Genomic DNA, 24,520 nt, shown 5'->3' on the forward strand with positions numbered 1-24,520 from the left:
CCGATGCGTTTTCGTTTCTGTTGACAAAAAAGCCCGCAAAAATTTTGCGGGCTTTTTTGTGGAGCGCGTTTCGACGGTGGGATAGTGCCAGTGTTAAGGAAAGTACTTCATTCCGATGACCGTCACGGCGACAAGCAGAATGCCGCCCACGACGGCAAAGCGCTCGACCGCCACGATAAATTTCTGGCGGAATGCGACGTTTGCGATGTATGCGTCGATCAGGTTTGACATGTCGAACCTCCCTGAAAAGAAAAAATGCGGAACCTGAGAGGATTGTTCAGGTGAACCAATAATGTACTAGCGTGAAGCTGCTCGATGTAATGATCGTGATCAAGATTGATGCGCGGACAAAGTTCTTGTTCGTCGATCTATCGCGTGAGTTTTCCGCTGATCGCATTACGGAATCAATCGTCCCGTTCAATACGAGCACCGCGGAGATCACGAGAAAGAAGACATGCCAGATGAGCCACAACCATGCATATCCACGCGTGGATGGCGACGAGGATTCGTTCAGTGCGCCTCCAAGGTCGTAGCAGGCGGCGGCGCACATGCCGATTGCCGTCCAGAAAAGCTGGCCTTCCTGTACTGCCCGGAACAGGAAATTATGTCCGAGGTCTCGATAAAAGCGATTGAACGTGAGCAGCGGAAGCAACGTTACCGGTGCGAACACCGGCACGCCAACGTTCACGAATAACCAGCCGGCGAAACTGAAAAGGTCTGTCATTGGGTCGGTTCAGGGGGCTTCGCCGCGTCTGTCGCGGCGAAGCAGGTAGATCGGTCCCTGATGATCGCGCTGCGCCTCCAGGTGCAGCAATAGACCGGATGGCCTGGGTCTGTCCGCGAGCCCTCGTCCTCGACAAACTGCAACCCGGACTTCGACGCAATCCGGGCGGACGCGCGTCCGGATTCTCCGACGGACGGATTCCGGATTTCCGGAAACCCGGACGCCCGTTGCGTCGCTCTCCGAAAAATCCCATATAAATCAAAGATAAACGAGCGGTGCCGGGCTGGCACTGACCTTGCAAACCAGAAGCCGTGGCCGCCACGGCCCGACAAACTAGAGCAAGGAGACACCATCGTGAAAAAATCCATTCATAAAGTGCTGTACGTCCAGGTGATCGTCGCGATCCTGATCGGGATCGCGCTCGGCCACTACTGGCCCACGCTCGCGGTCGACATGAAGCCGCTCGGTGACGGCTTCATCAAGCTCATCAAGATGGTGATCGGCCCGATCATCTTCTGTACGGTTGTGAGCGGCATCGCGGGTATGGAAGACATGAAGAAGGTCGGTCGCGTGGGCGGCAAGGCGCTGCTGTACTTCGAGATCGTCTCGACGTTCGCGCTGGTGCTTGGCCTCATCGCCACGCACGTGTTGAAGCCGGGCGCCGGCTTCAACATCGATCCGAAGACACTCGACAGTTCGTCGGTCGCGTCGTTCGCCGCCAAGGCGCACGGCCAGAGCACCGTCGAGTTCCTGATGCACATCATTCCGAACACGATCTCGTCGGCGTTCGCGCAAGGCGAAATCCTGCAGATCCTGCTCGTCGCGCTGCTGTTCGGCTCGGTGCTCGCCACCGCCGGCGAGAAGGGCAAGGTCGTGACGAACCTGATCGACGGCCTGTCGCACGTGCTGTTCGGCATCGTGCGCATCATCACGAAGCTGGCGCCCATCGGCGCGTTCGGCGCGATGGCGTTCACCATCGGCAAGTACGGCATCGGCTCGCTGATCCCGATGCTCAAGCTGATCGGCACGTTCTATCTGACGTCGGTGGTGTTCGTGATCGTCGTGCTCGGCACCATCGCGCGCCTCGTGGGCTTCAACATCTTCCGCTTTGTCGCGTACATCAAGGAAGAGATGCTGATCGTGCTGGGCACGAGCTCGTCGGAAGCGGCGCTGCCGCAACTGATGCAGAAGCTGGAAAAGCTCGGCTGCTCGCGCTCGGTGGTTGGTCTCGTCGTGCCAACGGGCTACTCGTTCAATCTGGATGGCACGAACATCTACATGACGATGGCCGTGCTGTTCATCGCGCAGGCGACCAACATCGATCTGACGTGGGGCCAGCAGCTCACGCTGCTCGCCGTCACGATGCTGACGTCGAAGGGCGCAAGCGGCGTGACGGGTGCCGGCTTCATCACGCTGGCCGCAACGCTCGCCGTGGTGCCGACGATCCCGCTGTCGGGCATGGTGCTGATTCTCGGCATCGACCGTTTCATGAGCGAATGCCGCGCGCTGACGAACATCGTCGGCAACGGCGTGGCAACGGTTGTCGTGGCGGCGTGGGAGAAGGAGCTGGACCGCAAGAAGCTGAATTCGGTGATTCGCGGCGAGACGCCCGTCATCGATCGCGAAACGGCCGGAGCCTGATGTCATGGAGACGGCGGCGCGCTCCGCGCTGCCGTCCGCCCAGCCGGCGGGCGATGCGTCACGATATGCCACAATAGTCGATCTCACGCCTCCGCTCGCCGGACTGGAAATCGCCATCGTGACGCGCCGTCTACTGATCCTCGCTGCGCTCGCCGCCGGGCTCATCGCGGCGTGCAGTCTCACCTGGACGATCACCTGGCGGCACGGCATCGACACGCTGCGGCGCAACGCCGCGGTGCGCGTCGATCGCACCACGAACACGCTGAAAAGCACGCTCGACCGCTACGAATCGCTGCCTTACCTGCTAGCCAGTCATCCATTCGTCCAGGAAGTCCTCGACACGCCCAGCCCGGTTCTGGTCGAGCGCGCGAACCGTTATCTTGAAGACCTCAACCAACGCGCGCGGGCAACCGCGACGTACATCATTCGCGCGGACGGCATCTGCGTCGCGGCGAGTAACTGGCGCGGCGGCGCCGACAGTTTCGTCGGGGCGGAATATCTGTTCCGGCCGTATTTCATCGATGCGATGAAAGGTGGCGTGGGGCGCTTTTTTGGCATCGGCACGACCTCGCACGATCCGGGGTACTACATTTCGCAGCCGGTGCTGCGCGACGGACGCATTGTCGGCGTCGCGGTCGTCAAGCTGAGTCTCGAATGGCTACAGGGCGCCGACTCATCCGAGCCGCTCGTCGTCACCGACGACCATGGCGTGATCTTTCTGTCGTCCGTGCCGGCATGGAAATACCACACGGTGCGGCCGCTGTCGGGTGCGATCGCCGACGTGATCTGGCAGACGCGGCAATACGCGCAGCAGCCGATCGCGGCGCTGCCGGTCACGATCGAGCGTACGCTGGAAGGCGGCGCGCAGATCGTGCGCGTGGGCGGCGGACGCGGCGCGCAACGGTTTCTGGCGACCCGTCGCGCGATCGGCGAGCCGGACTGGCATCTGATCACGATGGCGCCGATCGATCCGGTCAATGCCGACGCGCGCAACGCGTCGATCGTGACGGGCCTCTGTTACGTGTCGCTGTGTCTTCTCGCGTTCTACTGGCGCATGCGCCGCGCGCGCGTTCGCGAAGTGATGCGCAGCCGCGCGCTGCTGCAAAAGGCGTATGCGGAACTGAACCAGCGCGTCGCTGAACGCACAGCCGATCTGTCGCAGGCCAACGAGCAGCTTCAGAAGGAAGTCGCCGAACGCACGCGCGCCGAGCAGGAACTGCGCGCGGCGCACGAAGAGCTGATCCAGACGAGCAAGCTTGCCGCGCTGGGTCAGATGGCCGCGGGCATCACGCACGAGCTCAACCAGCCGCTTGCCGCGCTGCGCGGCTTTTCGGACAACACGCGCGTGCTGCTCGAACGCGGCGACCAGGTGTCCGCGCGCGAAAATCTCGAGGCGATCGCGTCGCTGACCGAGCGCATGGGCAAGATCACCAACCAGCTGAAGCTGTTCGTCGGCCGGGCGCGGCCGCGCAGCGCGCGTGCGCCAGTCGCGCGCGCGTTGCGTAACGTGCTGGTGCTGTTACAGAAACGCCTGCGGGACGTAACGGTGCAGCTGTCGCTGACCGACACCGGTACGGGGCGCACGGAGCGCCTCGACATCGAGGACGAACATCCGGCGCTCATCGCGAACTGCGACGATCTGCGGCTCGAACAGGTGCTGATCAACCTGCTCGCGAACGCGCTCGACGTGGTGGCCGGCCTGCCGTCGCCGCGCATCGGGATCGACATCGAGGTGGGTGAGGCGGCGCTGCTGATCGTCGTGCATGACAACGGCCCCGGGATCCCGGACGATGTACTGCCGCGTCTCTTCGAACCGTTTTTCACAACGAAGGAAATGGGGCAGGGTCTGGGGCTGGGTCTGGCGATTTCGTCGTCGATCGCGCGCGACTGCGGCGGCTCGCTCGTCGCGCGTAACGCCCCCGATGGCGGCGCGATGTTCGTGCTGACGCTGCGACGCGCGCAGGTGCATCCGGCGCAGGCCGTGGCGTCCGGTTCATGAATTCAGTGGCTTCAGGTGGCAATGCTATGAGCAACAGTGGTTTGCAGGTGGTCTACATCGAAGACGACGAACTCGTGCGACGCGCGAGCGTTCAGAGTCTGCAACTGGCCGGCTTCGAGGTCGTGGGACACGCGTCAGTTGAATCCGCCGCTCGGGCGATTCGCGCGGATTTCCCCGGCGTGATCGTGAGCGATATTCGTCTGCCGGGCGCAAGCGGGCTCGACCTGCTCGCGCAATGCCAGGAGCGCGCGCCCGACGTGCCCGTGATTCTCGTCACCGGTCACGGCGACATCTCGATGGCCGTGCAGGCGATGCGCGATGGCGCGTACGACTTCATCGAAAAGCCGTTCGCTTCGGAGCGTCTGATCGAAACCGTGCGACGCGCGCTCGAGCGGCGCAAGCTCGTTCTGGAGAATCTGGCGTTGCGGCGGGAACTGGCGGGCCAGGACACGCTGACGCCGGGCATCATCGGGCGCAGTCCCGCGATCGAGCAGGTCAGGCGGCTGATCGCGAACGTCGCGCCGACGGACGCCTCCGTGCTGATCAACGGCGACACCGGCGCCGGCAAGGAGTTGATCGCGCGCAGCCTGCACGATCTGTCGCCGAGGCGCGACAAGCCGTTCATCGCGGTGAATTGCGGCGCGTTGCCGGAGCCGATGTTCGAGTCGGAGATGTTCGGCTACGAGCCCGGCGCGTTTACCGGCGCGGTGAAACGCCGGATCGGCAAGCTCGAACATGCCTCGGGCGGCACGCTTTTTCTGGACGAGGTGGAAAGCATGCCGCTTGCGCTGCAGGTCAAGCTTCTGCGCGTGCTGCAGGACGGCGTGCTGGAGCGGCTCGGCTCGAACCAGCCTGTGCGCGTGAACTGTCGCGTGGTCGCGGCGGCGAAGGGCGAGATGACCGACCACGTCGCGGCGGGCACCTTCCGGCGCGATCTGCTGTACCGCCTGAACGTGGTGACGATCGCGTTGCCGCCGCTGTCGGAGCGTCGCGAGGACATCCTGCCGCTCTTCGAGCATTTCCTGCTTGGCGCCGCGGTGCGCTACCAGCGGCCAGCGCCCATTCTCACCGACCGTCAGCGCACGAGCCTCATGCAGCGCGAGTGGCCCGGCAACGTGCGCGAACTGCGCAACGCCGCGGACCGCTTCGTGCTCGGCGTCGCCGACGAGACGGTCGGGTCTTCGGCGGACGACGCCACGACGCAATCGCTGAAGGAGCGCGTCGAGCAATTCGAGCGGACGGTGATCGCGGAGGCGCTGGAGCGGACGGGCGGCGTGGTGTCGATGGCCGCGGATCGCCTGCAACTGGGCAAGGCGACGCTCTACGAAAAGATCAAGCGATATGGCCTGACGGCGCGAGGTGAAAACGAGCGGTGAGGCTGAATGCGCGATGCGTCGCGAAAGGACGCCCATCCGGGAGAGGCGCGGCGGGGCTTCCCGGATAAGGCCGGGAGTACGTCGAGGCGAAGGAAGTTAAAGCGCGACGACGTGAAGGTCCATATATCGTCGCGCGTGCCGGGTGATCAGGCCAGCGCCTGATCCGGCGGCCGGATCAGGTTGCCAGCGCCTTGTCGAGCAGCTTGTCGAGCTCGCCGAACTCAGGCTCGCCGACATAGCGCTTCAGGATCTTGCCGTTGCGGTCGATGAGGAACGTCGTCGGCGTCAACTGGACATTGCCGAACTCTTTCGCGGCCGAGCCGTCGTCCATTGCAACCTTGAACGGCAGCTGACGCGTTTGCGAGTAGTTCGCCACGTACATCGGCGCGTCGTAGTTCATCGCCACCGCGACGAACTCGAGGCCCTTGCCCTTGTAGCGGTTGTACGTGTTGATCATCTGCGGCATTTCTTTCATGCAGGTGTCGCAACTCGTCGCCCAGAAGTTGACCAGATAGACCTTGCCTTTCAGATCGGCGGTCGACACTTTCTGGCCGGACAGCAGCGTGAACGTGGCATCCGGCACGTGTTGCTGGCTGCCGAACGCAAAGTAACCGGCAATCGCGATCGCACCGGCGACGACCGCGATCGCGATATAGCGAACCGGGCTGACGCGGCGGGAATCTGGAGTGGGGCTCATGAATGGACCTCAAGAGCGCGCTGGAGCGCGGAAATGCGAAAAGGCGTAAGCCGCAGACAATCTGCGGCGTCTTTATCTCGGTATTGTAGCGTCAAACCCGCCCGGCGGCAGGACGCCACCCGACAGCGGATAATGACGGTTTGTTTCCGCCGTTTACCCCGCTCCAAGCATTTATAAACTGCCACATGCATCGATCAGCGTTCAGTCCGTCCCGATTCTCTCTCCGTTTTGCGTCCCGTTTTGCGCCTCGCTTCGCCGCGCGCACCATGCCGGACCTGTCGCGGATGGCTCGCGCCACCGTCGGCGCGCTGGTTGCCGGCGCGGTCCTGATGGCGTGTTCGCCGACGTTTGACTGGCGCACGATCATGAACAACGACAACGGCTACACCGTCGATCTGCCGGCCAAACCAGGCAACGACGAGCGCACGATCGATGTCGGCGGCACGCAGATGAAGATGCGCATGCAGACCGCCGAGGCCGGCCACGCCGTGTTCGCGGTCGGCACAGTCGTGCTGCCGGGCGACGACCCGCAGATGCAGCAAGCCGCACTCGACTTCCTGCGCACCGGCCTCGCGCGCAACCTGGGCGCAACGCCGGAATCCCACGCGACGCAAATTCCACTGGTAGCGGGCGGACAGGTACCCGGCATCGAAATGGCCTTCAGCGGCAAGGCCGGCCCACAACACGAAACGCGGACGCTGCATGCGCGGCTCGTCGTGCATGGGCGGCATGTGTACCAGGCCGCCGTCGTCGCCGATCATGAACTGCCGGTGGAGCAGCTCGACCAGTTTTTTCAGTCCTTCAAACTTTATTGAAGTGGAAGGAATGGCCTTTCCCGCTTCTGCCGAACGCCTGATGCAGTGAAAGTTCCTTCGCAGAAGACGGCGCTAATCGCCGGATTTCATGGAGCTTTTTTTGTTACCCACAGGACCTGTGGATAACATTGTTGAAAACTCTGCTGGTTGTCGCGCACAGGCCCGTCCTGTGGGCTTGCTGTTAGTTTGCCCGCGATCTCGGCAAATCAAAAAACTCAATTGAATCAACGTGTTCGACGATGTCCCTCGATGGCACCTTTCAAATGTATCAAAAGGTATGCGAGAGAGAGGCGTGTGCATAAGTCAAGTCTTGACAGCCATTTTTTTACTTCATAAAGGCACGAACGCGCGCCGGTACTGGATCGCTTCCGCGATCTGGCCCGCATTGGGCGTTTCAGCGCCAGCAAGGTCGGCGATCGTGCGGGCCACTTTCAGGACGCGGTAATAGGCGCGCGCGGACCAGCCGAAACGCTCACCGGCCTCGCGCAATAACGCCTCGCCCGCCGCGCCCGGCCGGCAGACCTGATCGGCTTCGCGACCGCTCAGTTCGCGGTTGGTCTTGCCCTGCCGGCGTAGTTGCCGGTCACGCGCCGCGCTCACGCGTTCCGCGATCACCGCGCTTGTTTCGCCGGGTTCGGCGGCGCGGGCGGACAACTCGGCCGGCGTCAGCGCGGGTATCTCGATCTGGATGTCGATCCGGTCGAGCAGCGGCCCCGATAATTTGCGCAAATAGCGCCCGGCGATTTCGGGCGTGCAGCGGCAGCGGCCGTTCGGATCGCCGCGCCAGCCGCATGGACACGGATTCATGGCGGCGATCAACTGGCAGGCTGCCGGAAAATCCGCCTGCAACGCGGCTCGCGAAATCGTGATGCGCCCGGCTTCAAGCGGCTCACGCAGCGTTTCCAGCACGTGGCGATCGAACTCGGGAATCTCGTCGAGGAACAGCACACCGAGATGCGACAGCGTGATTTCGCCGGGTTGCGGTGGATTGCGTCCGCCAACGAGCGCGGCCGCGCTCGAAGAGTGATGCGGCGCGCGGAACGGGCGCTTGCGCCAGTGGGCCGGCGAAAATCCGGAGGCGCTTGCTGAAAGCAGCGCGGCCGAAGCGAGTGCTTCGTCATCGGTCATGGGCGGCAAAAGGCTCGGCAGGCGCGCGGCCAGCATCGATTTGCCCGCACCCGGAGGGCCCACCATCAGGACATGATGGCCGCCCGCCGCCGCGACTTCGAGTGCCCGCCGCGCACCGCGCTGGCCGATCACTTCCGCCATATCCGGATAAGCGGCAGCCTCGTCGCGCAGGGCTTCCGGCGCGGATGCCGGCGACAGCCGCTGATCCGGCGCACCGGCCAGATGCGCGCAGAGCGAGGGCAGATCGTGCGCGCCATAGACGTCGACGCCCGGCACGAGCGCCGCCTCGTTCGCGCTGCCCGCCGGCAAATACAGCTCGGGTGCGCGTTCCGACTGCGCGCCCGCGCGCGCCGTGCCACATGCCATGGCGAACGCGCCGCGCATCGGCCGTAACGCGCCGGTCAGCGAGAGTTCGCCTGCAAACTCTCGCTGGTTCAGCGAATCGACGGGAATCTGCCCGCTCGCCGCGAGAATGCCGAGCGCAATCGGCAGATCGAAGCGGCCGGACTCCTTGGGAAGATCGGCTGGCGCCAGATTGACGGTGATGCGCCGGACGGGAAAATCGAAGTTGCAGTTCTGCAGCGCGGCGCGCACGCGTTCGCGGCTTTCGCGGACTTCGAGGTCGGGCAGGCCGACGATCGAAAAAGAGGGTAATCCGTTGGCGAGGTGAACCTCGACCGTTACTTCGGGCGCGCGGCCAGAGGCCGGCGCGCGACTGCGCACCACGGCAAGCGACATGTTTTCTCCCCGTCGGGCGACGCGCGTTGCGCGCATCCGCCGTCTGAAACGCTAAAACGCTCATGCTGGTGAGACGACGCGGCTCGCTTGCCGGTGATGCTCAATCCAGTTCAGTTCACGTCATTGTTCACGGTGTCTGTGTGACCGGCAGCTTCTGTTCGAGCTCGGCCACGCGGCGCTCCAGTTCTTCCAGACGGGCGCGCGTGCGCACCAGCACCTGGGTTTGCGTGTCGAATTCCTCGCGCGTGACGAGATCCAGCTTCGAAAAGCCTTGCGACAGCATCGCCTTCACGTTCCTTTCAACGTCCTTCGCCGGCGAGTTCTTCAGCAGGTCGCTCATTCGCGCCTGGAAATCGTTGAAGACGTCGTTCGGTTGTTTCATAGGTGTTCCCCTTGGTTGCACAAAAAATGTGCATGAGTCGTTACGTCTGTGCCCCGCGATGACTGATGGTCGAATGTGGTGCATGCGCAGTCTCGCCTCCTGACCGGATGTGCGCCTTTGGTGCGGTCCGGTCCGTGGAGCCTGCGGACACTCTAGCAACGATCCACCGGTCGCGCCACCGTGGTTCCCCAACGTTGGCCGTCCGGCCAGGGCAGCGTCGCGCAAACGTTCTGCGCGCCGTCGCGCTGTTCCCCGCGTTTCAACATGGCATGCGAGTTGCTCTTACTGCCCCGCGCGCTCTGCCGGGAAGATTTGCCGGTGGCGCATCGACGCGGTTTCGGGAGTACCCGTCAGTCGACGCAGCGGCACACGCACACAGGGTTTAGCAACCACAGCGAGGATTTCATGAAGCTCATTACCGCAATCATCAAGCCGTTCAAGCTCGATGAGGCGCGCGAAGCCTTGTCGGCCATCGGCGTCTCCGGCATCACGGTGACCGAAGTGAAAGGCTTCGGGCGCCAGAAAGGTCACACCGAACTGTATCGCGGCGCTGAGTACGTCGTCGATTTCCTGCCGAAGGTGAAGATCGAGGCAGCCGTCTCGGACGACATCGTCGACCAGGCGATCGAGGCCCTCGAACGCGCCGCGCGCACCGGCAAGATTGGTGACGGCAAGATTTTTGTCACGCCGGTCGAACAGGTGATCCGGATTCGTACCGGGGAGACCGGCGCGGACGCCCTGTAACAAAAAAACAGCGACAAGAGGAAATAGAGATGCGCAAATTATTGATGTCCTTGCTGGTGGCCGGCTCGCTGATGGCGGGTGGTATCGGGGCCGCCCTCGCGGACGACGCGTCCGCGCCCGCGGCAGCGTCGGTTGCCGCTTCGGATACGACGGCCGCCGCACCGGCTCCGGACGCATCGGCAGCACCGGCGGCCGACGCTTCAGCCGCACCGGCCGCCGACGCATCGGCACCGGCCGCCGCTTCTGACGCCGCTCCGGCAGCCCCGACCGCACCGTTCTCGGTCGATTCGTCGAAGATCAACTCGGGCGACACCGCCTGGATGCTGACTTCCACCGCGCTCGTGCTGTTCATGACGATCCCGGGCCTGGCACTGTTCTACGGCGGCATGGTCCGCAAGAAGAGCGTGCTCGCGATCCTGATGCAAAGCTTTGCGATCACCTGCCTCGTGTCGATCATCTGGGTCGTGGTGGGCTACAGCCTCGCCTTCACGCCGGGCAACGCGTTCGTCGGCGGCTTCTCGCGCTTCTTCATGTCAGGCATGAACTACATCAAGGGCGACAAGGCCACGACGCTGACCGTCAGCCATCTCGCGCCGACGATCCCGGAAACGGTCTACGTCGTCTATCAGATGACGTTCGCGATCATCACTCCGGCGCTGATCACGGGCGCGTTTGCCGATCGCATGAAGTTCTCGGCGATGCTGGTGTTCATGACGCTGTGGTCGATCATCGTCTACTCGCCGATCGCGCACATGGTCTGGGAACCGAGCGGCTGGCTGGCTAGCGCGGGCATTCTCGACTTCGCGGGCGGCACGGTGGTGCACATCAACGCCGGTATCGCGGCGCTGGTCTGCGCTCTGGTGCTCGGCAAGCGTGTCGGCTACGGCAAGGAAGCGATGGCGCCGCACAACCTGACGCTCACGCTGATCGGTGGCGCCATGCTGTGGGTAGGCTGGTTCGGCTTCAACGCGGGTTCGGCCGTGGCGGCAGACGGCCGTGCCGGTTTCGCGATGTTCGCGACGCAAGTGGCAACCGCGGCGGCGGCACTCGCCTGGATGTTCGCCGAATGGGCAACCAAGGGTAAGCCGTCGGTGCTCGGCATCGTGTCGGGCGCCGTGGCGGGTCTGGTGGCGATTACGCCGGCTTCGGGCTTCGTCGGCATGACGGGCGCGCTCGTGATCGGCATCGCGGCAGGCGTGATCTGCTTCTGGTCGGCAACGTGGCTCAAGCACAAGCTCGGCTACGACGACTCGCTCGACGCATTCGGCGTGCATTGCATCGGCGGTATCGTGGGTGCGCTGCTGACGGGTGTGTTCGCGGTCAAGGACATCGGCGGCGCGGACGGCAGCGTCGTTCTGCAGGCCAAGGGCGTCCTGACGACGCTGATCTACAGCGGCGTGGTGAGCTACGTCCTGCTGAAGATCATCGACATGGTGATGGGTCTGCGCGTGACGGAAGAAGAAGAACGCGAAGGCCTCGACGTGGTGCTGCACGGCGAGCACGTGGAATAACGCGAGAGATTATTGCGCCACGCCCGGTTTGGGAAAGAACAGGCAACAGCGACCTTTGACCCGCCTCACGGCGGGTCTTTTTCTTTGTCGGGCCATTTCCGGTCTATCCTGAAAACAGTACAGACTGCCTGCTATCGACGCGATAGCAGGAATGCATCCATAGCGAAACTTGCGTTTGGAGAAACCATCCCCAAATGGGCTGGGCAATTGCTCTACAATCTTTTTTCTCCAGTCTGCGAGTGATCAATGGTTCCGCACCTAGTTACGGCGTTAAACGGCCCGCTGCTCGATCTCGAGCGGAAGATCCTCGACGCGACGCCCGCCATCGAACGCTGGTTCCGCCTCGAATGGCAGGAACATACGCCACCGTTCTATTGCTCGGTCGATCTGCGTAACGCGGGTTTCAAGCTCGCGCCGGTCGATACGAACCTGTTTCCCGGCGCCTTCAACAATCTGCCGCAGGAAACGCTGCCGCTCGCCGTGCAGGCCGCGATGGCATCGATCGAAAAGATCTGCCCGGACGCCAAGAACCTGCTCGTGATTCCGGAGCGTCATACACGCAACGCGTTTTATCTGGAGAATGTGGCGCGGCTCGCGACGATCATGCGTCAGGCCGGCCTGAACGTGCGCTTCGGCACGCTCGATGAAAACGTTGCCGGGCCGGTGACGATCGCGTTGTCCGACGGGCAGAAGCTCGTGATCGAACCGCTCGAACGCTCGCAGCGTCGCCTCGGCCTGAAGAATTTCGATCCCTGTTCGATTTTGCTGAACAATGACATGTCGGGCGGCATCCCGCCCGTGCTCGAAAATCTGCACGAGCAGTATCTGCTGCCGCCGCTGCATGCCGCGTGGGCCGTACGCCGCAAATCGACGCATTTCTCGTGTTATGACGACGTCGCGAAGAAGTTTTCAAAGCTGGTCGAGATCGATCCGTGGATGATCAATCCGTACTTCGCGCACGTCGAAGGCGTCGATTTCCAGGAGCGCACCGGTGAGGAAGCGCTGGCCAGTGCGATCGACGGCGTGCTGAAGAAAATCGCGAAGAAGTATCGCGAGTACGGCATCACCGAACGGCCGTATGTCGTCATCAAATCGGACGCGGGCACCTATGGCATGGGCGTGATGACCGTGCATGACGCATCGGAAGTCGCGGCGCTCACCAGGCGCGAACGCGCGAAGATGGCGGCCACGAAAGACGGCCTCGAAGTGCATGACGTGATCGTTCAGGAAGGCGTGTACACGTTCGAGCGCATCGGCGAGGAAGTCGCGGAGCCGGTCGTGTACATGATCGACCGGTACGTGGTCGGCGGTTTCTATCGTGTGCATGGCAGCCGGGAACGCGACCAGAACCTCAACGCGCCCGGCATGCACTTCGTGCCGCTCGGTTTCGAGCACACGGCGCTGCCCGACGCGCACGCGAAGCCGGGTGCGGCGCCGCCGAACCGCTTCTATATGTACGGCGTGGTCGCGCGGCTCGGGTTGCTGGCCGCATCGGTGGAGCTCGAAAAGACGGATCCGGAAGCGATCCAGGTCTAAGGCTTCCACATGCTGGCGCGCGGGGCGGCCAGGCGTCGTCCGCGCGCTGTTTGAACGATCAACTTGATCGACCTGATCAACGCAATGCCCGCACGGGCGCACCAGGACCTTCATGGATATTCTCTTTGTCGCCGACCCGCTCGACCGCTTCAGGATCTACAAGGATTCGACCTACGCGATGATGGCCGAAGCCGCGCGGCGCGGGCATACGCTGTACGCGTGCGAGCCCCGGCATCTGGCGTGGACGGGCGGCGATGTCGAGGCGAATGCCCGGCGCTTTGCGATTGTCGGCGACGGTGCGGACCTGAAGCGCGACACGTGGTACGCCGCCGATCCGGCCGCGGCGCGCTCGCTCAAAAGTTTTGGCGCCGTGATCATGCGCAAGGATCCGCCGTTCGACATGGAATACGTCACGTCGACGTGGCTGCTGGAACTGGCCGAACGCGGCGGCGCGCGGATCTTCAACAAGCCGCAGTCGATTCGCGATCACTCGGAAAAGCTTGCGATCGGCGAGTTTCCGCAATTCGTCGCGCCTACCCTGGTTACGCGCGATCCGGCGCGTCTGCGCGCGTTTCACGAAGAACACGGCGACGTGATCCTGAAGCCGCTCGACGGCATGGGCGGCATGGGCGTGTTCCGCGTGAAGGCGGACGGCATGAACCTCGGCTCGATTATCGAAATGTTGAGCCACGATGGCGCACGCTCGGTGATGGCGCAGAAGTTCATCCCCGAGATCAAGGCGGGCGACAAGCGCATTCTGCTGATCGGCGGCCAGCCGGTGCCGTATTCGCTCGCGCGGATTCCTCAGGGCAACGAGGTGCGCGGCAATCTGGCGGCGGGCGGCCTCGGCGTCGCGCAGCCGTTGACCGGGCGCGATCGTGAGATCGCCGATACGCTCGGCCCGGTGCTCGCCGCGCGCGGCTTGCTGCTGGTCGGGCTCGACGCGATCGGCGACTGGCTGACTGAAGTGAACGTCACGAGCCCGACGTGCTTTCGCGAGATCATGGAGCAGACCGGCTTCGACGTCGCCGGCATGTTCATCGATGCGCTGGAGCGCGCCGCCGGCTGAACGGCGCGCGGGACGGGCGTGGCAGGCCTCGCAGGTCCGGCCGGCGGGAGGTGCTACGGCCGGCGCGGCGCCTGCACGGATGCGTCGAAAGCGGGAAAATGGTGCTGCTACAATGCCCGCTCCCCCGTTCTCAAGCCGTTTTTTGCTGTAACACTGACATGGCTGGCATTCTGATTGTTGCGCATGCCCCGCTCGCCACCGCGCTGCGGGAGTGTATCGCCCACATATATGGCGGCTTGCCCGCCCGCATCGGCGTGATCGACGTCATGCCCGACTGCGATCCTCCCGAAGTCATCGCATTCGCGTACGCCGAGATCGAGCGGCTAAGGGAAGACAACGGTGCGCTCGTGCTGACCGACGTATTCGGCGCGACGCCGGCCAACATCGCCGCGCGTCTGGCCACGCTACCGGATGTGCGCGTGCTGGCGGGCGTTAATCTGCCGATGCTGGTGCGCGCCGTCTGCTATCGCGCGACGCCCCTCGACACGCTGGTCGACAAGGCGCTCGCCGGCGCGACAAAAGGTATTCATACGATTGTTCCGGGTACGCCGGTGCCGGCCGCGGCGAGGATCGATCCCGCTGAATGTCTGCCCGTGCAGGTGCCCGGAGCAGATCCCGTTTAACCGCTTCACACCCGCTTCACATCGGCTTGACACCCGCTTTACACCCTCACCTTCAACCCGCGCTCCGGAAGACCAGATGCTGCAAAAAGAAACGACAATCGTGAACAAGCTTGGCCTGCACGCGCGCGCGTCGGCGAAACTGACGCAACTCGCGGGTAACTTTCAGGCGGAGATCTGGATGAGCCGTAACGGTCGACGGATCAACGCGAAGAGCATCATGGGCGTGATGATGCTCGCGGCCGGCATCGGCAGCACGGTGACGATTGAAACCGAAGGTCCGGACGAAACCGAAGCCATGGACGCATTGCTGAAACTGATCTCGGATAAGTTCGGCGAAGGTCAGTGATCTGCGCGGTTCGCTTGCATCGACCCGACAGCTACAAGAAAACGCCGCGTTCATCGACGCGGCGTTTTTTGATTGCGCCACAATCAACGATTGCCTCGTGACATCACCGATACCGCCGATATGTGGCACGATCGGGCTGCCCTGCCTGTTTTCAGAAAGACGCGCATCCAGTCGTTTACGAAGATTCAGTATTGCTGCACTGCACGCAGTCGCCTGAGAGCGCGGAATTTATAATGAACGTCGGGGTCTGAGAGCATTGCAGCGGTTTGCCGCGGCATTACACAACTAGAGGAGGCGTGCGTGTCGTTCACGCTGCATGGAATTCCCGTGTCACGCGGTATCGCCATCGGGCGGGCCTATCTGATCGCCCCGGCTGCACTCGACGTCGACCACTATCTGATCGAGTCCGCCCAGATCGAGGGCGAGATCGAGCGCTTTCGCACGGCCCAGCAACTTGTCCATACCGAGCTCGACGCATTGCGCGCCGACCTCGCCGCCGACGCGCCCAGCGAAATGGGCGCATTCATCAACGTCCACTCGATGATCCTGAACGACGCGATGCTCGTGCAGGAAACCATCGATCTCGTCCGCACGCGCCGCTACAACATCGAATGGGCGCTCACCGAGCAGCTCGAACGCCTGTCACGCCACTTCGACGACATCGAAGACGAATACCTGCGCGAGCGCAAAGCCGACATCGAGCAGGTGGTGGAGCGCGTGCTGAAGGCGCTCGCGGGCGCGTCGACCTCTGCACTCGGTGATGCCGTGCATGGCGCATGCAGCGAGATGATCGTCGTCGCGCATGACATCGCGCCCGCCGACATGCTGCAGTTCAAGACGCAGACGTTCCAGGGTTTCGTCACCGACCTGGGCGGCCGCACGTCGCACACGGCGATCGTCGCGCGCAGTCTCGGCATTCCGGCGACCGTCGGCGTGCAGCACGCGAGTGCGCTGATCCGGCAGGACGACCTGATCATCGTCGATGGCGACCGCGGCATCGTGATCGTCGATCCGGCGCCGATCGTGCTGGAAGAGTATTCGTACCGTCAGAGCGAAAAGGCGCTGGAACAGCGCAAGCTGCAACGCCTCAAGTTTTCGCCGACGCAAACGCTGTGCGGCACGAAAATCGAGCTCTCCGCGAACATCGAATTGCCCGACGACGCGCACGCCGCGCTCGAGGCGGGCGCGACCGGCGTCGGCCTGTTCCGCACCGAATTCCTGTTCATGAACCACAAGCAGCACCTGCCGCAGGAAGAGGAGCAGTTCGACGCGTATCGTCGCGCGGTGGAAGGCATGAACGGCCTGCCAGTGACGATCCGCACGATCGACGTAGGCGCCGACAAGCCGCTCGATTCGATGGGCGGTGGCGATGGCTACGAAACGGCCGCGAACCCGGCGCTGGGGCTGAGGGCGATCCGCTGGAGCCTGTCCGAGCCGCAGATGTTCCTCACGCAACTGCGCGCGATCCTGCGCGCGTCCGCGTTCGGTCAGGTGAAAATCCTGATTCCGATGCTCGCGCACGCGCAGGAAATCGACCAGACGCTCGATCTGATCCGCGAAGCCAAACGTCAGCTCGACGACGCGGGCCTCGTCTACGATCCGAACGTACGTGTCGGCGCGATGATCGAGATTCCAGCTGCGGCGATTGCGGTGCCGCTGTTCCTGAAGCGGCTCGACTTCCTGTCGATCGGCACGAACGACCTGATCCAGTACACGCTTGCCATCGATCGGGCGGACAACTCGGTGGCGCATCTGTACGACCCGCTGCATCCGGCCGTGCTGCATCTGATCGCGCTCACGCTGCGCGAGGCGAAACGCGCGGGCGTGCCCGTGTCGGTCTGCGGGGAAATGGCGGGCGATCCAGCGTTGACGCGTCTTTTGCTCGGCATGGGACTCACCGAGTTCTCGATGCATCCGAGCCAGTTGCTGGTCGTCAAACAGGAAGTGTTGCGCTCGAACCTCAAGGCGCTCGAAAAGCCCGTCGCGGACGTGCTCGCTGCGTTCGAACCGGAGGAAGTTCAGGCAGCGCTCAGGCGCCTCGCCGCGGCCTGAGCGGCTTATAAGCGGTTTATAAGTGGCTTAAGCGGCCCGGGCGGCCGCGCGCGATGTCATTCACGATGCGTATCGCCGCAGACGGGGCAATCCAGCTGACGCGCGAGGCGCATCGTGTTCCACTCCATGCGCAGCGAGTCGAGCATCATCAGACGCCCGACGAGTGGCGTACCGATGCCGGCGATCACGCGCAACGCTTCGGCGGCCTGCATCGCGCCGATGATGCCGACCGTCGGCGAAAAAACCCCCATCGTCGAACACGCGACTTCCTCGAACGGTTGATCTTCGGGGAACACGCACGCGTAGCAGGGCGACGCTTCGTCGCGAAAATCGAACGTGCTGATCTGGCCGTCGAAGCGCAGCGCCGCGCCCGACACGAGCGGCACGCGGTGCCGCACGCACGCACGGTTGATCGCGTGGCGCGTCGCGAAGTTGTCGGTGCAGTCGAGCACGACCGTCGCGTGCGGCACGTGCGCGTCGAGCCAGGCGTCGTCGGCGCGCGCGGCGACCGCGTGTACCTTCACGTCGGGATTCAGTTGCGCGATGGCGTCGCGGCCCGATTCGACTTTCGGGCGGCCCACCGAAGCGGTGACGTGCAGGATCTGCCGCTGCAGGTTCGTGAGATCGACCGTATCGGCATCGACGAGCGTCAGCGTGCCGACACCGGCCGCCGCCAGATACATCGCCGCGGGCGACCCAAGGCCGCCCGCGCCAATGACGATCGCGTGCGCGTCGAGAAAGCGCTGCTGCGCCTCGATACCGAGTTCATCGACAAGAATATGGCGGGAATAGCGGAGGAGCTGGTCGTCGTTCATGGCGGGGCGCGTCGTAGTTGTCGTTATTTTAATCGCGCGGGCGCTCTGACGAGGAAGACGGCCTTCGCAGCGGACGCTGCGAAGGCCGGTGAGACATGAAACGTTAGTTGCCTTGCGATGCGGGCGCCGGTGCGGAAGCCGGTGCCGGACCCGATGCGCCCGGCGTAACGGCCTGCGCGGGCTTCACGGCGACGGGCGCCGAAGCCGACGCAGGCGGCTTGTTCTGCGCGAGACGGCGCTCGCTCAGCGACTTCGATTCCTGAACCGGCTTGCCCTCCAGCTTGTTCAGGCCTTGTTGCAGCATGAAGTCGTCGGGGGAACCGAACTCGACCGGCTTGCGATCGCGATCCTTCTGACGCTGTTCCGGCGTCTTCTTGTCGTTCTGTTCCTCGAGCTGGCGCAACTGGTCCATGCGCTCGTTTTCGCGCTGTTCCTGTTCCTTCTTCTCGTTCGGATCCTGCGTGTTCGCGAGGTGGTTCGAGTAATCCACTTCACGCGTCACGAGTGCGTCATCCGGATCGCCTTCCGCGTATTGATCCACCGCGACGTCCGGGCGGATGCCCTTGTTCTGGATCGAACGGCCGCTCGGCGTGTAGTAGTACGCCGTGGTGAGGCGCAGTGCGGTGTCGGCGGTCATCGGACGCACCGTCTGCACCGAACCCTTGCCGAACGTCGTCTTGCCGACGATCAGCGCGCGATGCTGATCCTGCAGCGCGCCCGCGACGATTTCCGACGCCGACGCCGAATACGCGTTCGTCAGCACGATCATCGGTACCGTCTTGAAGATCGGCGGCAGGTTCTTCAGCGGATCGCCGTCGAACGAAGGCAGGCGGTAGTTATCGTAGGTATCCCGGTAGACCTGCTTCGAATCCGGAATCTGGCCATTGGTCGACACCACGACCGAATCCGGCGGCAGGAACGCGCCGGCGACGCCGACCGCGCTTTGCAGCAGGCCACCGCCGTTGTTGCGCAGATCGAGGACGAAGCCCTTCAGGTTAGGCTGCTGGCGCGCGATGTCCTGCAGTTTCGCGGCGAGATCAGGCGTGGTGCGTTCCTGGAAGCTCGTAATGCGAACGTATGCATAACCCGGCGCGAGAATCTTCATCTTCACGCTCTGCACGCGGATCACGGCGCGCGTGACGGTGAGCGGGAACGTGCGGTCGTCGGTCTTGCGGAAGATCGTGAGCGTGACCTTCGTGCCCGGCTCGCCGCGCATCTGCTTGACGGCCTTGTCGAGCGTCATGCCGCGCACCGGCTTGTCGTTGATGCGCGTGATCAGGTCGCCCGGACGGATGCCGGCGCGGAACGCGGGCGTGTCCTCGATCGGCGAGATCACCTTGATCAAGCCGTCTTCCGAGGAGATCTCGATGCCAAGACCGGCGAAGCGGCCCTTGGTCTGTTCCTGCAGCTCTTCGTAATCGGTCTTGTCGAGATACGACGAGTGCGGGTCGAGGCTCGACACCATGCCCTTGATCGCAGCGGTGAGCAGTTTTTTGTCGTCGACCGGCTCGACGTACTCATGCTTGATCTGCCCGAAGACTTCGGCGAAGAGCCGGAGCTGGTCAAGTGGCAGTGGCGTGGTCGCGGTTTGCTGGGCCGAAGCGGAAAGCTGCAGGGTGGCAAAAACGCCAGTAGCAAGGCCCGCGGCGATCAGGCCGATATTTTTCAGGTTCTTTCGCATAGAGTCTGGTGCGGTCGGATGCGCGTGGCAACGTCAAAGAGAAGGGACGGACAAGTATAACTGCACACCCGTGCAGCACGTGCGCAAGTGTAGGGGGCGGATAATCGGCTTTCCGGAATTCGACAGCGGCAGATGCCTCAGGTTCGTCGCAGCGGCGCCCGGATGGCGAAGTAATGTGCGGTAACAGTCAACCGGCCCGTCGGGATGCCAGTTGACCCGCCTGGATAGCGGGACGGCGCATGCACCGGTCGTTCTTCCCGGGACATGCGCCGCCTGTTTCCCGGCATTGCCGGTCTGTCGGCCATGCGGTGTTCAGCCTGCCTTGCCCTGCTTGGCAACCGCGGCCTGCGCTGCCGCGATCGCGTCGGCATCGCCGAGGTAGTAGTGCTTGAGCGGTTTCAGGTTTTCGTCGAGTTCGTACACGAGCGGCACGCCGTTCGGGATGTTCAGCCCGACGATGTCGGCATCGGAGATGCCGTCGAGATACTTCACGAGCGCGCGGATCGAATTGCCGTGCGCGGCGATCAGCACCTTGCGGCCCGACCTGATGGCGGGCGCGATCGATTCGTTCCACACTGGCAGCACGCGCGCCACGGTGTCTTTCAGGCACTCGGTGAGCGGCAGCTGTTCGCGCGGCACCTTCGCGTAACGCGGGTCGTTGTAAGCCGTGCGGTCGTCGGACGGATCGAGTGCGGGCGGCGGCGTATCGTAGCTGCGGCGCCAGACCAGCACCTGTTCGTCGCCGTATTTCGCCGCCGTTTCGGCCTTGTTGAGGCCCGACAGCGCCCCGTAGTGACGCTCGTTCAGCCGCCACGAATGGACGACCGGCAGATACATCAGGTCCATCTGGTCCTGCACGTGCCATAGTGTGCGGATCGCGCGCCTGAGCACCGACGTGTACGCGATGTCGAACGTGTAGCCTGATTCCTTCAGCAGCACGCCCGCCTGCCGTGCTTCGCGGTTACCCTGTTCGGTCAGGTCGACGTCGACCCAGCCGGTGAATCGGTTTTCCTTGTTCCACGTCGATTCGCCGTGGCGGATGAGAACGAGTTTGTACATGGTGCCGGTCGGTAGTAAGGAAGCGGTAAAGCACGCTGGCAGGTCCTTTGCAGGGGGCCCGACGGGCCGTCGCCATCGCGTCAGGCGGTTATTTTATAATGGGAAGATTGCCCTTTCCGATTTCTCTCTTTTTCGGCGGATTTTCCGTGAAGTTTTTCACCGATTACACAAACCTTGTACTCATTGCGATTGCCCTCATCTCCGGGGCGTTGCTCCTGTGGCCGGCGATCATCCGGCGTGGCCGCGGCGGCCTTTCCGCCGCCGAAGCCACGCAACTGATCAACCGGCGCAATGCCGTGGTCATCGACCTTCGTTCCACCGAGGATTTCGCCAAAGGTCATCTTCCGTCGGCACGCCACGTCGAGTTCGCAGAGTTGCAGGCGAAAGCCGGCCAGCTCGTGAAGAACAAGAGCAACCCGGTGCTGCTGGTGTGCCAGACCGGCCAGCAGTCGAACAAGGCAGTGCGCGTCGTTCAGGATGCGGGCTACGCCGAAGTCCACGTGTTGCAGGGCGGGCTCAACGCCTGGCAGCAGGCCGGCATGCCGGTCGTGAAACAAGGAGTTGCGAAGTGAACAAAGTGATCATGTACAGCACGCAGGTGTGTCCGTATTGCCAGATGGCCGAACGTCTTTTAAAGTCGCGCGGCGTCGACCACGTTGAAAAAGTGCTCATCGACAAAGACCCGACCCGCCGTCAGGAAATGATGACGCGCACCGGGCGGCGGACCGTGCCGCAGGTGTACATCGGCGAGACGCATGTTGGCGGCTACGACGATCTTTCCGCGCTCGATCGCGCGGGCGGTCTGACGCCGCTGCTCGAAGCGGCCGTGTAACGTAGCGGCCCGCGTCGCCTTGACCGGCGAGCCGCCGTACGTTTGACGCGGCTCGCCAGAAAATCCGGCGGACCATCGGTGATGGCCCGCCGTTATGAATTTATCCAGGAACCATTCAATCATGTCTGACGAGAACAACCAGCCGTTCTTCAATATCCAGCGCATTTACCTGAAGGACATGTCGCTCGAGCAGCCGAACTCGCCGGCCATTTTCCTGGAACAGGACATGCCGTCGGTTGAAGTCGAAGTCGACGTGAAGGCTGAGCGCCTCGCCGACACCGTTTTTGAAGTCCTCGTGACCGGCACGGTCACCGCCAAGGTCAACGACAAGGTCGCGTTCCTGATCGAAGCCAAGCAGGCGGGTATTTTCGACATCCGCAACATCCCGGCGGAACAGATCGATCCGCTCGTCGGCATTGCTTGCCCGACGATCCTGTTCCCGTACCTGCGCTCGAACATCGCCGACGCGATCACGCGCGCGGGCTTCCCGCCGATCCATCTCGCCGAAATCAACTTCCAGGCGCTCTACGAGCAGCGCCTCGCGCAGCTCGGCGGCCAGGAAGGCGTGCCCAACGGCAACGCGACCCATTAAGGGACGCGTCCGGTGCCGGGCATGAAGGTCACCGTTCTCGGCGCGGGCGCATGGGGCACCGCGCTCGCGGGCCATCTGGCCGCGCGGCACGACACGGTGCTCTGGGCGCGCGACAGCGCGCTCATCGCGGAGCTTTCCACGACGCAGCAAAACGCCCGCTATCTGGCGGGCGTTTCCTTGCCGCCGGCGCTTCGCTACGAAGCGGATCTTCCGGCCGTGCTCGCGCATTGCGCGGCAGACGACGCGTTGTGCGTCGTCGCCACGCCGGTCGCCGGATTGCGCGGACTGTTTCGCGCGATGCGCGATGCGGGCCGCGTGCCTGCGCACGTCGTGTGGCTGTGCAAGGGTTTCGAGGCAGATACGCAGTTATTGCCGCATCAGGTCGTCGCGGCGGAACTGGCGGGACACGCGAGCAACGGCGTGTTGTCCGGACCGAGTTTCGCGCGTGAGGTCGGGCAAGGGCTGCCGGTTGCGCTGACGGTGGCAAGCGGCGCGGCCGCGTGCCGCGAGCGCACGGTCGCGGCGTTTCATCACGGTGCGATGCGCATTTATACCGGCGACGACCTCGTCGGCGTCGAAGTCGGCGGCGCGGTCAAGAACGTGCTCGCGATCGCGACGGGCATTTCAGATGGCCTCGGCCTCGGCCTCAACGCACGTGCGGCGCTGATCACGCGCGGGCTCGCGGAAATGTCGCGGCTCGGCGTGACGCTCGGCGGCCGGGCGGAAACGTTCACGGGTCTCACGGGTCTCGGCGATCTGATCCTCACCGCGACAGGCGACCTGTCCCGCAACCGGACAGTCGGCGTGCAACTCGCCTCGGGTCGCACGCTCGACGATATTCTTGGCGGCCTCGGTCATGTGGCCGAAGGCGTGCGATGCGCGCAGGCGGTGCTGGCCATCGCCCGCGCGCATGCCATCGAAATGCCGATCACACAGGCGGTTTGCGCCGTGCTGTTCGACGGTGTCGCGCCACGCGACGCCGTCAGCGCGCTTTTGCGCCGGGATTCGAAGGCCGAATAGTTCCGGCGTCCGGCGCCGTGTTCCCGACGCCGGATTTCCACCTCATTCTCTCCATTCCCGCGCGCGGTTCCGAACCGCTGCGTTACCCTGTTGTCGATGTGAAGACAGGCGTGCGGATATGGAGGTTTCCATGCTCCCGATCGGTCAATGCAGGCTCGAAGCGCGGGTCGTCGATATCACGACGCTCGCCGTCGATGCAATCGTCAACGCGGCGAATACGTCGTTGCTGGGCGGAGGTGGCGTCGATGGCGCGATCCATCGGGCCGCGGGGCGCGACCTGCTACGCGAATGCGAGACGCTCGGCGGCTGCGCCACCGGCAACGCGAAGCTCACCGCTGGCTACCGGCTTCCCGCGAAACACGTGATTCACGCAGTGGGCCCGGTGTGGGGCGGCGGCGGTCACGGCGAGGCGGAACTGCTCGCTTCCTGCTATCGACGTTCGATGGAACTCGCGCAAGACGCGCATTGCGTGAGCATCGCGTTTCCCGCCATCAGTTGCGGCGTTTATCGCTTCCCTGCACAGCAGGCGGTACGGATCGCCGTGAGCACAGTGATCGCAACCTTGCAGCAGGCAGCCGGTTCGATCAGTCACGTAACGTTCGCCTGCTTCGACGACCCGATGTTCCAGCTATACGAACGCGAGCTGAACGGCCGTCAGGCGCCGCCGTCGAAGCCTGCCTGACGCCACGCTTCGAACACGACCACAGCCACGGTATTCGACAGGTTCAGGCTGCGGTTGCCAGGCCGCATCGGCAGGCGCACACGCTGTTCGCCTGCGAATTGCGACAACACCTGATCGGGTAGCCCGCGCGTCTCGGCGCCAAACACGAACCAGTCGCCCGGCAGAAACGCGTGATCGTGAAAGCGCCCCGAGCCGCGCGTCGTGAACGCGAACATGCGCGCGGCATCGGGCGACTCGGCGGCGATGAACGCATCCCAGCTGGCATGCACGTGCATCTGCGCGTACTCGTGATAGTCGAGGCCGGCGCGGCGCATCTTCGTGTCGTCGAGCGGAAAGCCGAGCGGTTCGATCAGATGCAGCCGCGCGCCGGTGTTCGCGCACAGGCGGATCACGTTGCCGGTATTCGGCGGAATTTCGGGCTCGACGAGAACGACGTTGAACATGGTTTGAACAGGTTG

General features: G+C 63.7%; 25 protein-coding genes. 16 read left to right on the forward strand and 9 right to left on the reverse strand.

Features of this window, described 5'->3' with window-relative positions; all coding sequences use genetic code 11:
• Positions 1-93: 93 nt before the first annotated feature.
• Together BLV45_RS27370 and BLV45_RS00750 are read right to left on the reverse strand one after the other, a co-directional pair.
• Positions 94-231, reverse strand: a complete 138-nt coding sequence (locus BLV45_RS27370; protein ID WP_176954044.1) for a hypothetical protein — start codon at positions 229-231, stop codon at positions 94-96.
• Positions 232-277: 46 nt separating this feature from the next.
• Positions 278-724, reverse strand: coding sequence for a hypothetical protein (locus BLV45_RS00750; RefSeq protein WP_090527540.1), 447 nt, complete (start codon positions 722-724; stop codon positions 278-280).
• A 354-nt stretch (positions 725-1,078) separates the two neighbouring features.
• Here BLV45_RS00750 and BLV45_RS00755 point away from each other — a divergent pair, with 354 nt between their 5' ends.
• The 3 genes from BLV45_RS00755 to BLV45_RS00765 are packed head-to-tail and all read left to right on the forward strand — an operon-like array spanning position 1,079 to position 5,740.
• Entirely contained in the window at positions 1,079-2,365 is a 1,287-nt protein-coding gene (locus tag BLV45_RS00755; protein ID WP_090527543.1) for a dicarboxylate/amino acid:cation symporter, read from the forward strand.
• Positions 2,366-2,369: 4 nt separating this feature from the next.
• A complete protein-coding gene (locus tag BLV45_RS00760) occupies positions 2,370-4,364 on the forward strand; it encodes a sensor histidine kinase (RefSeq protein ID WP_090527546.1) in 1,995 nt (664 codons plus the stop codon).
• 26 nt (positions 4,365-4,390) lie between these two features.
• Entirely contained in the window at positions 4,391-5,740 is a 1,350-nt protein-coding gene (locus BLV45_RS00765) for a sigma-54-dependent transcriptional regulator (RefSeq protein WP_090527549.1), read from the forward strand.
• A 175-nt stretch (positions 5,741-5,915) separates the two neighbouring features.
• Here the strand turns inward: BLV45_RS00765 and BLV45_RS00770 are convergent, their stop codons facing one another.
• Complete coding sequence (locus tag BLV45_RS00770) at positions 5,916-6,437, reverse strand: TlpA disulfide reductase family protein (RefSeq protein WP_090527552.1); 522 nt, start codon at positions 6,435-6,437, stop codon at positions 5,916-5,918.
• A 284-nt stretch (positions 6,438-6,721) separates the two neighbouring features.
• Here BLV45_RS00770 and BLV45_RS00775 point away from each other — a divergent pair, with 284 nt between their 5' ends.
• Complete coding sequence (locus BLV45_RS00775) at positions 6,722-7,252, forward strand: hypothetical protein (RefSeq protein WP_245753089.1); 531 nt, start codon at positions 6,722-6,724, stop codon at positions 7,250-7,252.
• A 330-nt stretch (positions 7,253-7,582) separates the two neighbouring features.
• On the opposite strand, the gene BLV45_RS00780 is transcribed toward BLV45_RS00775, so the two are convergent.
• Positions 7,583-9,118, reverse strand: coding sequence for a YifB family Mg chelatase-like AAA ATPase (locus tag BLV45_RS00780; RefSeq protein ID WP_090527558.1), 1,536 nt, complete (start codon positions 9,116-9,118; stop codon positions 7,583-7,585).
• Positions 9,119-9,245: 127 nt separating this feature from the next.
• Positions 9,246-9,500 carry an accessory factor UbiK family protein gene (locus BLV45_RS00785; protein ID WP_064267170.1) on the reverse strand — a complete coding sequence of 85 codons (255 nt, stop codon included), beginning with the start codon at positions 9,498-9,500 and terminating at the stop codon, positions 9,246-9,248.
• 405 nt (positions 9,501-9,905) lie between these two features.
• On the opposite strand from BLV45_RS00785, the gene BLV45_RS00790 reads away from it, so the two are divergent.
• The 7 genes from BLV45_RS00790 (at position 9,906) to ptsP (ending at position 17,381) form a co-directional block, all read left to right on the forward strand.
• Positions 9,906-10,244 carry a P-II family nitrogen regulator gene (locus BLV45_RS00790; protein WP_090527560.1) on the forward strand — a complete coding sequence of 113 codons (339 nt, stop codon included), beginning with the start codon at positions 9,906-9,908 and terminating at the stop codon, positions 10,242-10,244.
• 29 nt (positions 10,245-10,273) lie between these two features.
• Positions 10,274-11,755 carry an ammonium transporter gene (locus BLV45_RS00795; RefSeq protein ID WP_090527563.1) on the forward strand — a complete coding sequence of 494 codons (1,482 nt, stop codon included), beginning with the start codon at positions 10,274-10,276 and terminating at the stop codon, positions 11,753-11,755.
• Positions 11,756-12,001: 246 nt separating this feature from the next.
• Complete coding sequence (gene gshA / locus BLV45_RS00800) at positions 12,002-13,291, forward strand: glutamate--cysteine ligase (protein ID WP_090527566.1); 1,290 nt, start codon at positions 12,002-12,004, stop codon at positions 13,289-13,291.
• 112 nt (positions 13,292-13,403) lie between these two features.
• Complete coding sequence (gene gshB / locus BLV45_RS00805) at positions 13,404-14,360, forward strand: glutathione synthase (RefSeq protein ID WP_090527569.1); 957 nt, start codon at positions 13,404-13,406, stop codon at positions 14,358-14,360.
• 158 nt (positions 14,361-14,518) lie between these two features.
• A complete protein-coding gene (locus BLV45_RS00810) occupies positions 14,519-14,983 on the forward strand; it encodes a PTS sugar transporter subunit IIA (RefSeq protein ID WP_090527571.1) in 465 nt (154 codons plus the stop codon).
• 76 nt (positions 14,984-15,059) lie between these two features.
• The gene (locus BLV45_RS00815; RefSeq protein WP_090527574.1) at positions 15,060-15,329 is read left to right on the forward strand and encodes an HPr family phosphocarrier protein; all 270 of its coding nucleotides are present in this window, start codon (positions 15,060-15,062) and stop codon (positions 15,327-15,329) included.
• A gap of 300 nt (positions 15,330-15,629) precedes the next feature.
• The gene (gene ptsP / locus BLV45_RS00820; RefSeq protein WP_090527577.1) at positions 15,630-17,381 is read left to right on the forward strand and encodes a phosphoenolpyruvate--protein phosphotransferase; all 1,752 of its coding nucleotides are present in this window, start codon (positions 15,630-15,632) and stop codon (positions 17,379-17,381) included.
• 56 nt (positions 17,382-17,437) lie between these two features.
• Here the strand turns inward: ptsP and BLV45_RS00825 are convergent, their stop codons facing one another.
• The 3 genes from BLV45_RS00825 to gpmA all read right to left on the reverse strand — a co-directional run bounded on the left by BLV45_RS00825 (position 17,438) and on the right by gpmA (position 20,936).
• Positions 17,438-18,196, reverse strand: coding sequence for a HesA/MoeB/ThiF family protein (locus tag BLV45_RS00825; protein ID WP_090527581.1), 759 nt, complete (start codon positions 18,194-18,196; stop codon positions 17,438-17,440).
• Between the two features lie 103 nt (positions 18,197-18,299).
• The gene (locus tag BLV45_RS00830; protein WP_090527584.1) at positions 18,300-19,877 is read right to left on the reverse strand and encodes a S41 family peptidase; all 1,578 of its coding nucleotides are present in this window, start codon (positions 19,875-19,877) and stop codon (positions 18,300-18,302) included.
• A 312-nt stretch (positions 19,878-20,189) separates the two neighbouring features.
• Positions 20,190-20,936: a 2,3-diphosphoglycerate-dependent phosphoglycerate mutase gene (gene gpmA / locus BLV45_RS00835; RefSeq protein WP_090527586.1), complete on the reverse strand. Its 747-nt coding sequence runs from the start codon at positions 20,934-20,936 to the stop codon at positions 20,190-20,192.
• Positions 20,937-21,082: 146 nt separating this feature from the next.
• Here gpmA and BLV45_RS00840 point away from each other — a divergent pair, with 146 nt between their 5' ends.
• The 5 genes from BLV45_RS00840 to BLV45_RS00860 all read left to right on the forward strand — a co-directional run bounded on the left by BLV45_RS00840 (position 21,083) and on the right by BLV45_RS00860 (position 24,062).
• On the forward strand, positions 21,083-21,508 hold the full coding sequence (locus BLV45_RS00840; protein WP_090530916.1) for a rhodanese-like domain-containing protein: 426 nt from the start codon (positions 21,083-21,085) through the stop codon (positions 21,506-21,508).
• On the forward strand, positions 21,505-21,768 hold the full coding sequence (gene grxC, locus BLV45_RS00845) for a glutaredoxin 3 (RefSeq protein ID WP_090527589.1): 264 nt from the start codon (positions 21,505-21,507) through the stop codon (positions 21,766-21,768). Before BLV45_RS00840 ends, grxC begins: the two co-directional genes overlap by 4 nt.
• A gap of 121 nt (positions 21,769-21,889) precedes the next feature.
• On the forward strand, positions 21,890-22,360 hold the full coding sequence (gene secB, locus BLV45_RS00850; RefSeq protein ID WP_090527592.1) for a protein-export chaperone SecB: 471 nt from the start codon (positions 21,890-21,892) through the stop codon (positions 22,358-22,360).
• A 21-nt stretch (positions 22,361-22,381) separates the two neighbouring features.
• A complete protein-coding gene (locus tag BLV45_RS00855; protein ID WP_090527595.1) occupies positions 22,382-23,380 on the forward strand; it encodes an NAD(P)H-dependent glycerol-3-phosphate dehydrogenase in 999 nt (332 codons plus the stop codon).
• Positions 23,381-23,510: 130 nt separating this feature from the next.
• Positions 23,511-24,062 carry an O-acetyl-ADP-ribose deacetylase gene (locus BLV45_RS00860; RefSeq protein WP_090527598.1) on the forward strand — a complete coding sequence of 184 codons (552 nt, stop codon included), beginning with the start codon at positions 23,511-23,513 and terminating at the stop codon, positions 24,060-24,062.
• Here the strand turns inward: BLV45_RS00860 and trmL are convergent.
• Positions 24,035-24,505: a tRNA (uridine(34)/cytosine(34)/5-carboxymethylaminomethyluridine(34)-2'-O)-methyltransferase TrmL gene (gene trmL, locus BLV45_RS00865; RefSeq protein ID WP_090527601.1), complete on the reverse strand. Its 471-nt coding sequence runs from the start codon at positions 24,503-24,505 to the stop codon at positions 24,035-24,037. The genes BLV45_RS00860 and trmL overlap by 28 nt on opposite strands.
• Positions 24,506-24,520 lie beyond the last annotated feature (15 nt).

This window comes from Paraburkholderia sartisoli (genome assembly GCF_900107685.1).
GTDB classification, from domain to species: domain Bacteria; phylum Pseudomonadota; class Gammaproteobacteria; order Burkholderiales; family Burkholderiaceae; genus Paraburkholderia; species Paraburkholderia sartisoli.

What these genes read in the sequence shown, in the direction of transcription:
- BLV45_RS00810 (WP_090527571.1), top strand. Translation starts at nt 14,519, where the DNA reads ATGGCTGGCATTCTGATTGTTGCGCATGCCCCGCTCGCCACCGCGCTG.
- BLV45_RS00770 (WP_090527552.1), bottom strand. Translation starts at nt 6,437, where the DNA reads ATGAGCCCCACTCCAGATTCCCGCCGCGTCAGCCCGGTTCGCTATATC.
- BLV45_RS00775 (WP_245753089.1), top strand. Translation starts at nt 6,722, where the DNA reads ATGGCTCGCGCCACCGTCGGCGCGCTGGTTGCCGGCGCGGTCCTGATG.
- BLV45_RS00765 (WP_090527549.1), top strand. Translation starts at nt 4,391, where the DNA reads ATGAGCAACAGTGGTTTGCAGGTGGTCTACATCGAAGACGACGAACTC.
- trmL (WP_090527601.1), bottom strand. Translation starts at nt 24,505, where the DNA reads ATGTTCAACGTCGTTCTCGTCGAGCCCGAAATTCCGCCGAATACCGGC.
- BLV45_RS00750 (WP_090527540.1), bottom strand. Translation starts at nt 724, where the DNA reads ATGACAGACCTTTTCAGTTTCGCCGGCTGGTTATTCGTGAACGTTGGC.
- BLV45_RS00760 (WP_090527546.1), top strand. Translation starts at nt 2,370, where the DNA reads ATGGAGACGGCGGCGCGCTCCGCGCTGCCGTCCGCCCAGCCGGCGGGC.
- gpmA (WP_090527586.1), bottom strand. Translation starts at nt 20,936, where the DNA reads ATGTACAAACTCGTTCTCATCCGCCACGGCGAATCGACGTGGAACAAG.
- BLV45_RS00780 (WP_090527558.1), bottom strand. Translation starts at nt 9,118, where the DNA reads ATGTCGCTTGCCGTGGTGCGCAGTCGCGCGCCGGCCTCTGGCCGCGCG.
- BLV45_RS00855 (WP_090527595.1), top strand. Translation starts at nt 22,382, where the DNA reads ATGAAGGTCACCGTTCTCGGCGCGGGCGCATGGGGCACCGCGCTCGCG.
- gshB (WP_090527569.1), top strand. Translation starts at nt 13,404, where the DNA reads ATGGATATTCTCTTTGTCGCCGACCCGCTCGACCGCTTCAGGATCTAC.
- BLV45_RS00830 (WP_090527584.1), bottom strand. Translation starts at nt 19,877, where the DNA reads ATGCGAAAGAACCTGAAAAATATCGGCCTGATCGCCGCGGGCCTTGCT.
- BLV45_RS00785 (WP_064267170.1), bottom strand. Translation starts at nt 9,500, where the DNA reads ATGAAACAACCGAACGACGTCTTCAACGATTTCCAGGCGCGAATGAGC.
- BLV45_RS00815 (WP_090527574.1), top strand. Translation starts at nt 15,060, where the DNA reads ATGCTGCAAAAAGAAACGACAATCGTGAACAAGCTTGGCCTGCACGCG.
- gshA (WP_090527566.1), top strand. Translation starts at nt 12,002, where the DNA reads ATGGTTCCGCACCTAGTTACGGCGTTAAACGGCCCGCTGCTCGATCTC.
- BLV45_RS00860 (WP_090527598.1), top strand. Translation starts at nt 23,511, where the DNA reads ATGCTCCCGATCGGTCAATGCAGGCTCGAAGCGCGGGTCGTCGATATC.
- BLV45_RS00790 (WP_090527560.1), top strand. Translation starts at nt 9,906, where the DNA reads ATGAAGCTCATTACCGCAATCATCAAGCCGTTCAAGCTCGATGAGGCG.
- BLV45_RS00795 (WP_090527563.1), top strand. Translation starts at nt 10,274, where the DNA reads ATGCGCAAATTATTGATGTCCTTGCTGGTGGCCGGCTCGCTGATGGCG.
- BLV45_RS00825 (WP_090527581.1), bottom strand. Translation starts at nt 18,196, where the DNA reads ATGAACGACGACCAGCTCCTCCGCTATTCCCGCCATATTCTTGTCGAT.
- BLV45_RS27370 (WP_176954044.1), bottom strand. Translation starts at nt 231, where the DNA reads ATGTCAAACCTGATCGACGCATACATCGCAAACGTCGCATTCCGCCAG.
- secB (WP_090527592.1), top strand. Translation starts at nt 21,890, where the DNA reads ATGTCTGACGAGAACAACCAGCCGTTCTTCAATATCCAGCGCATTTAC.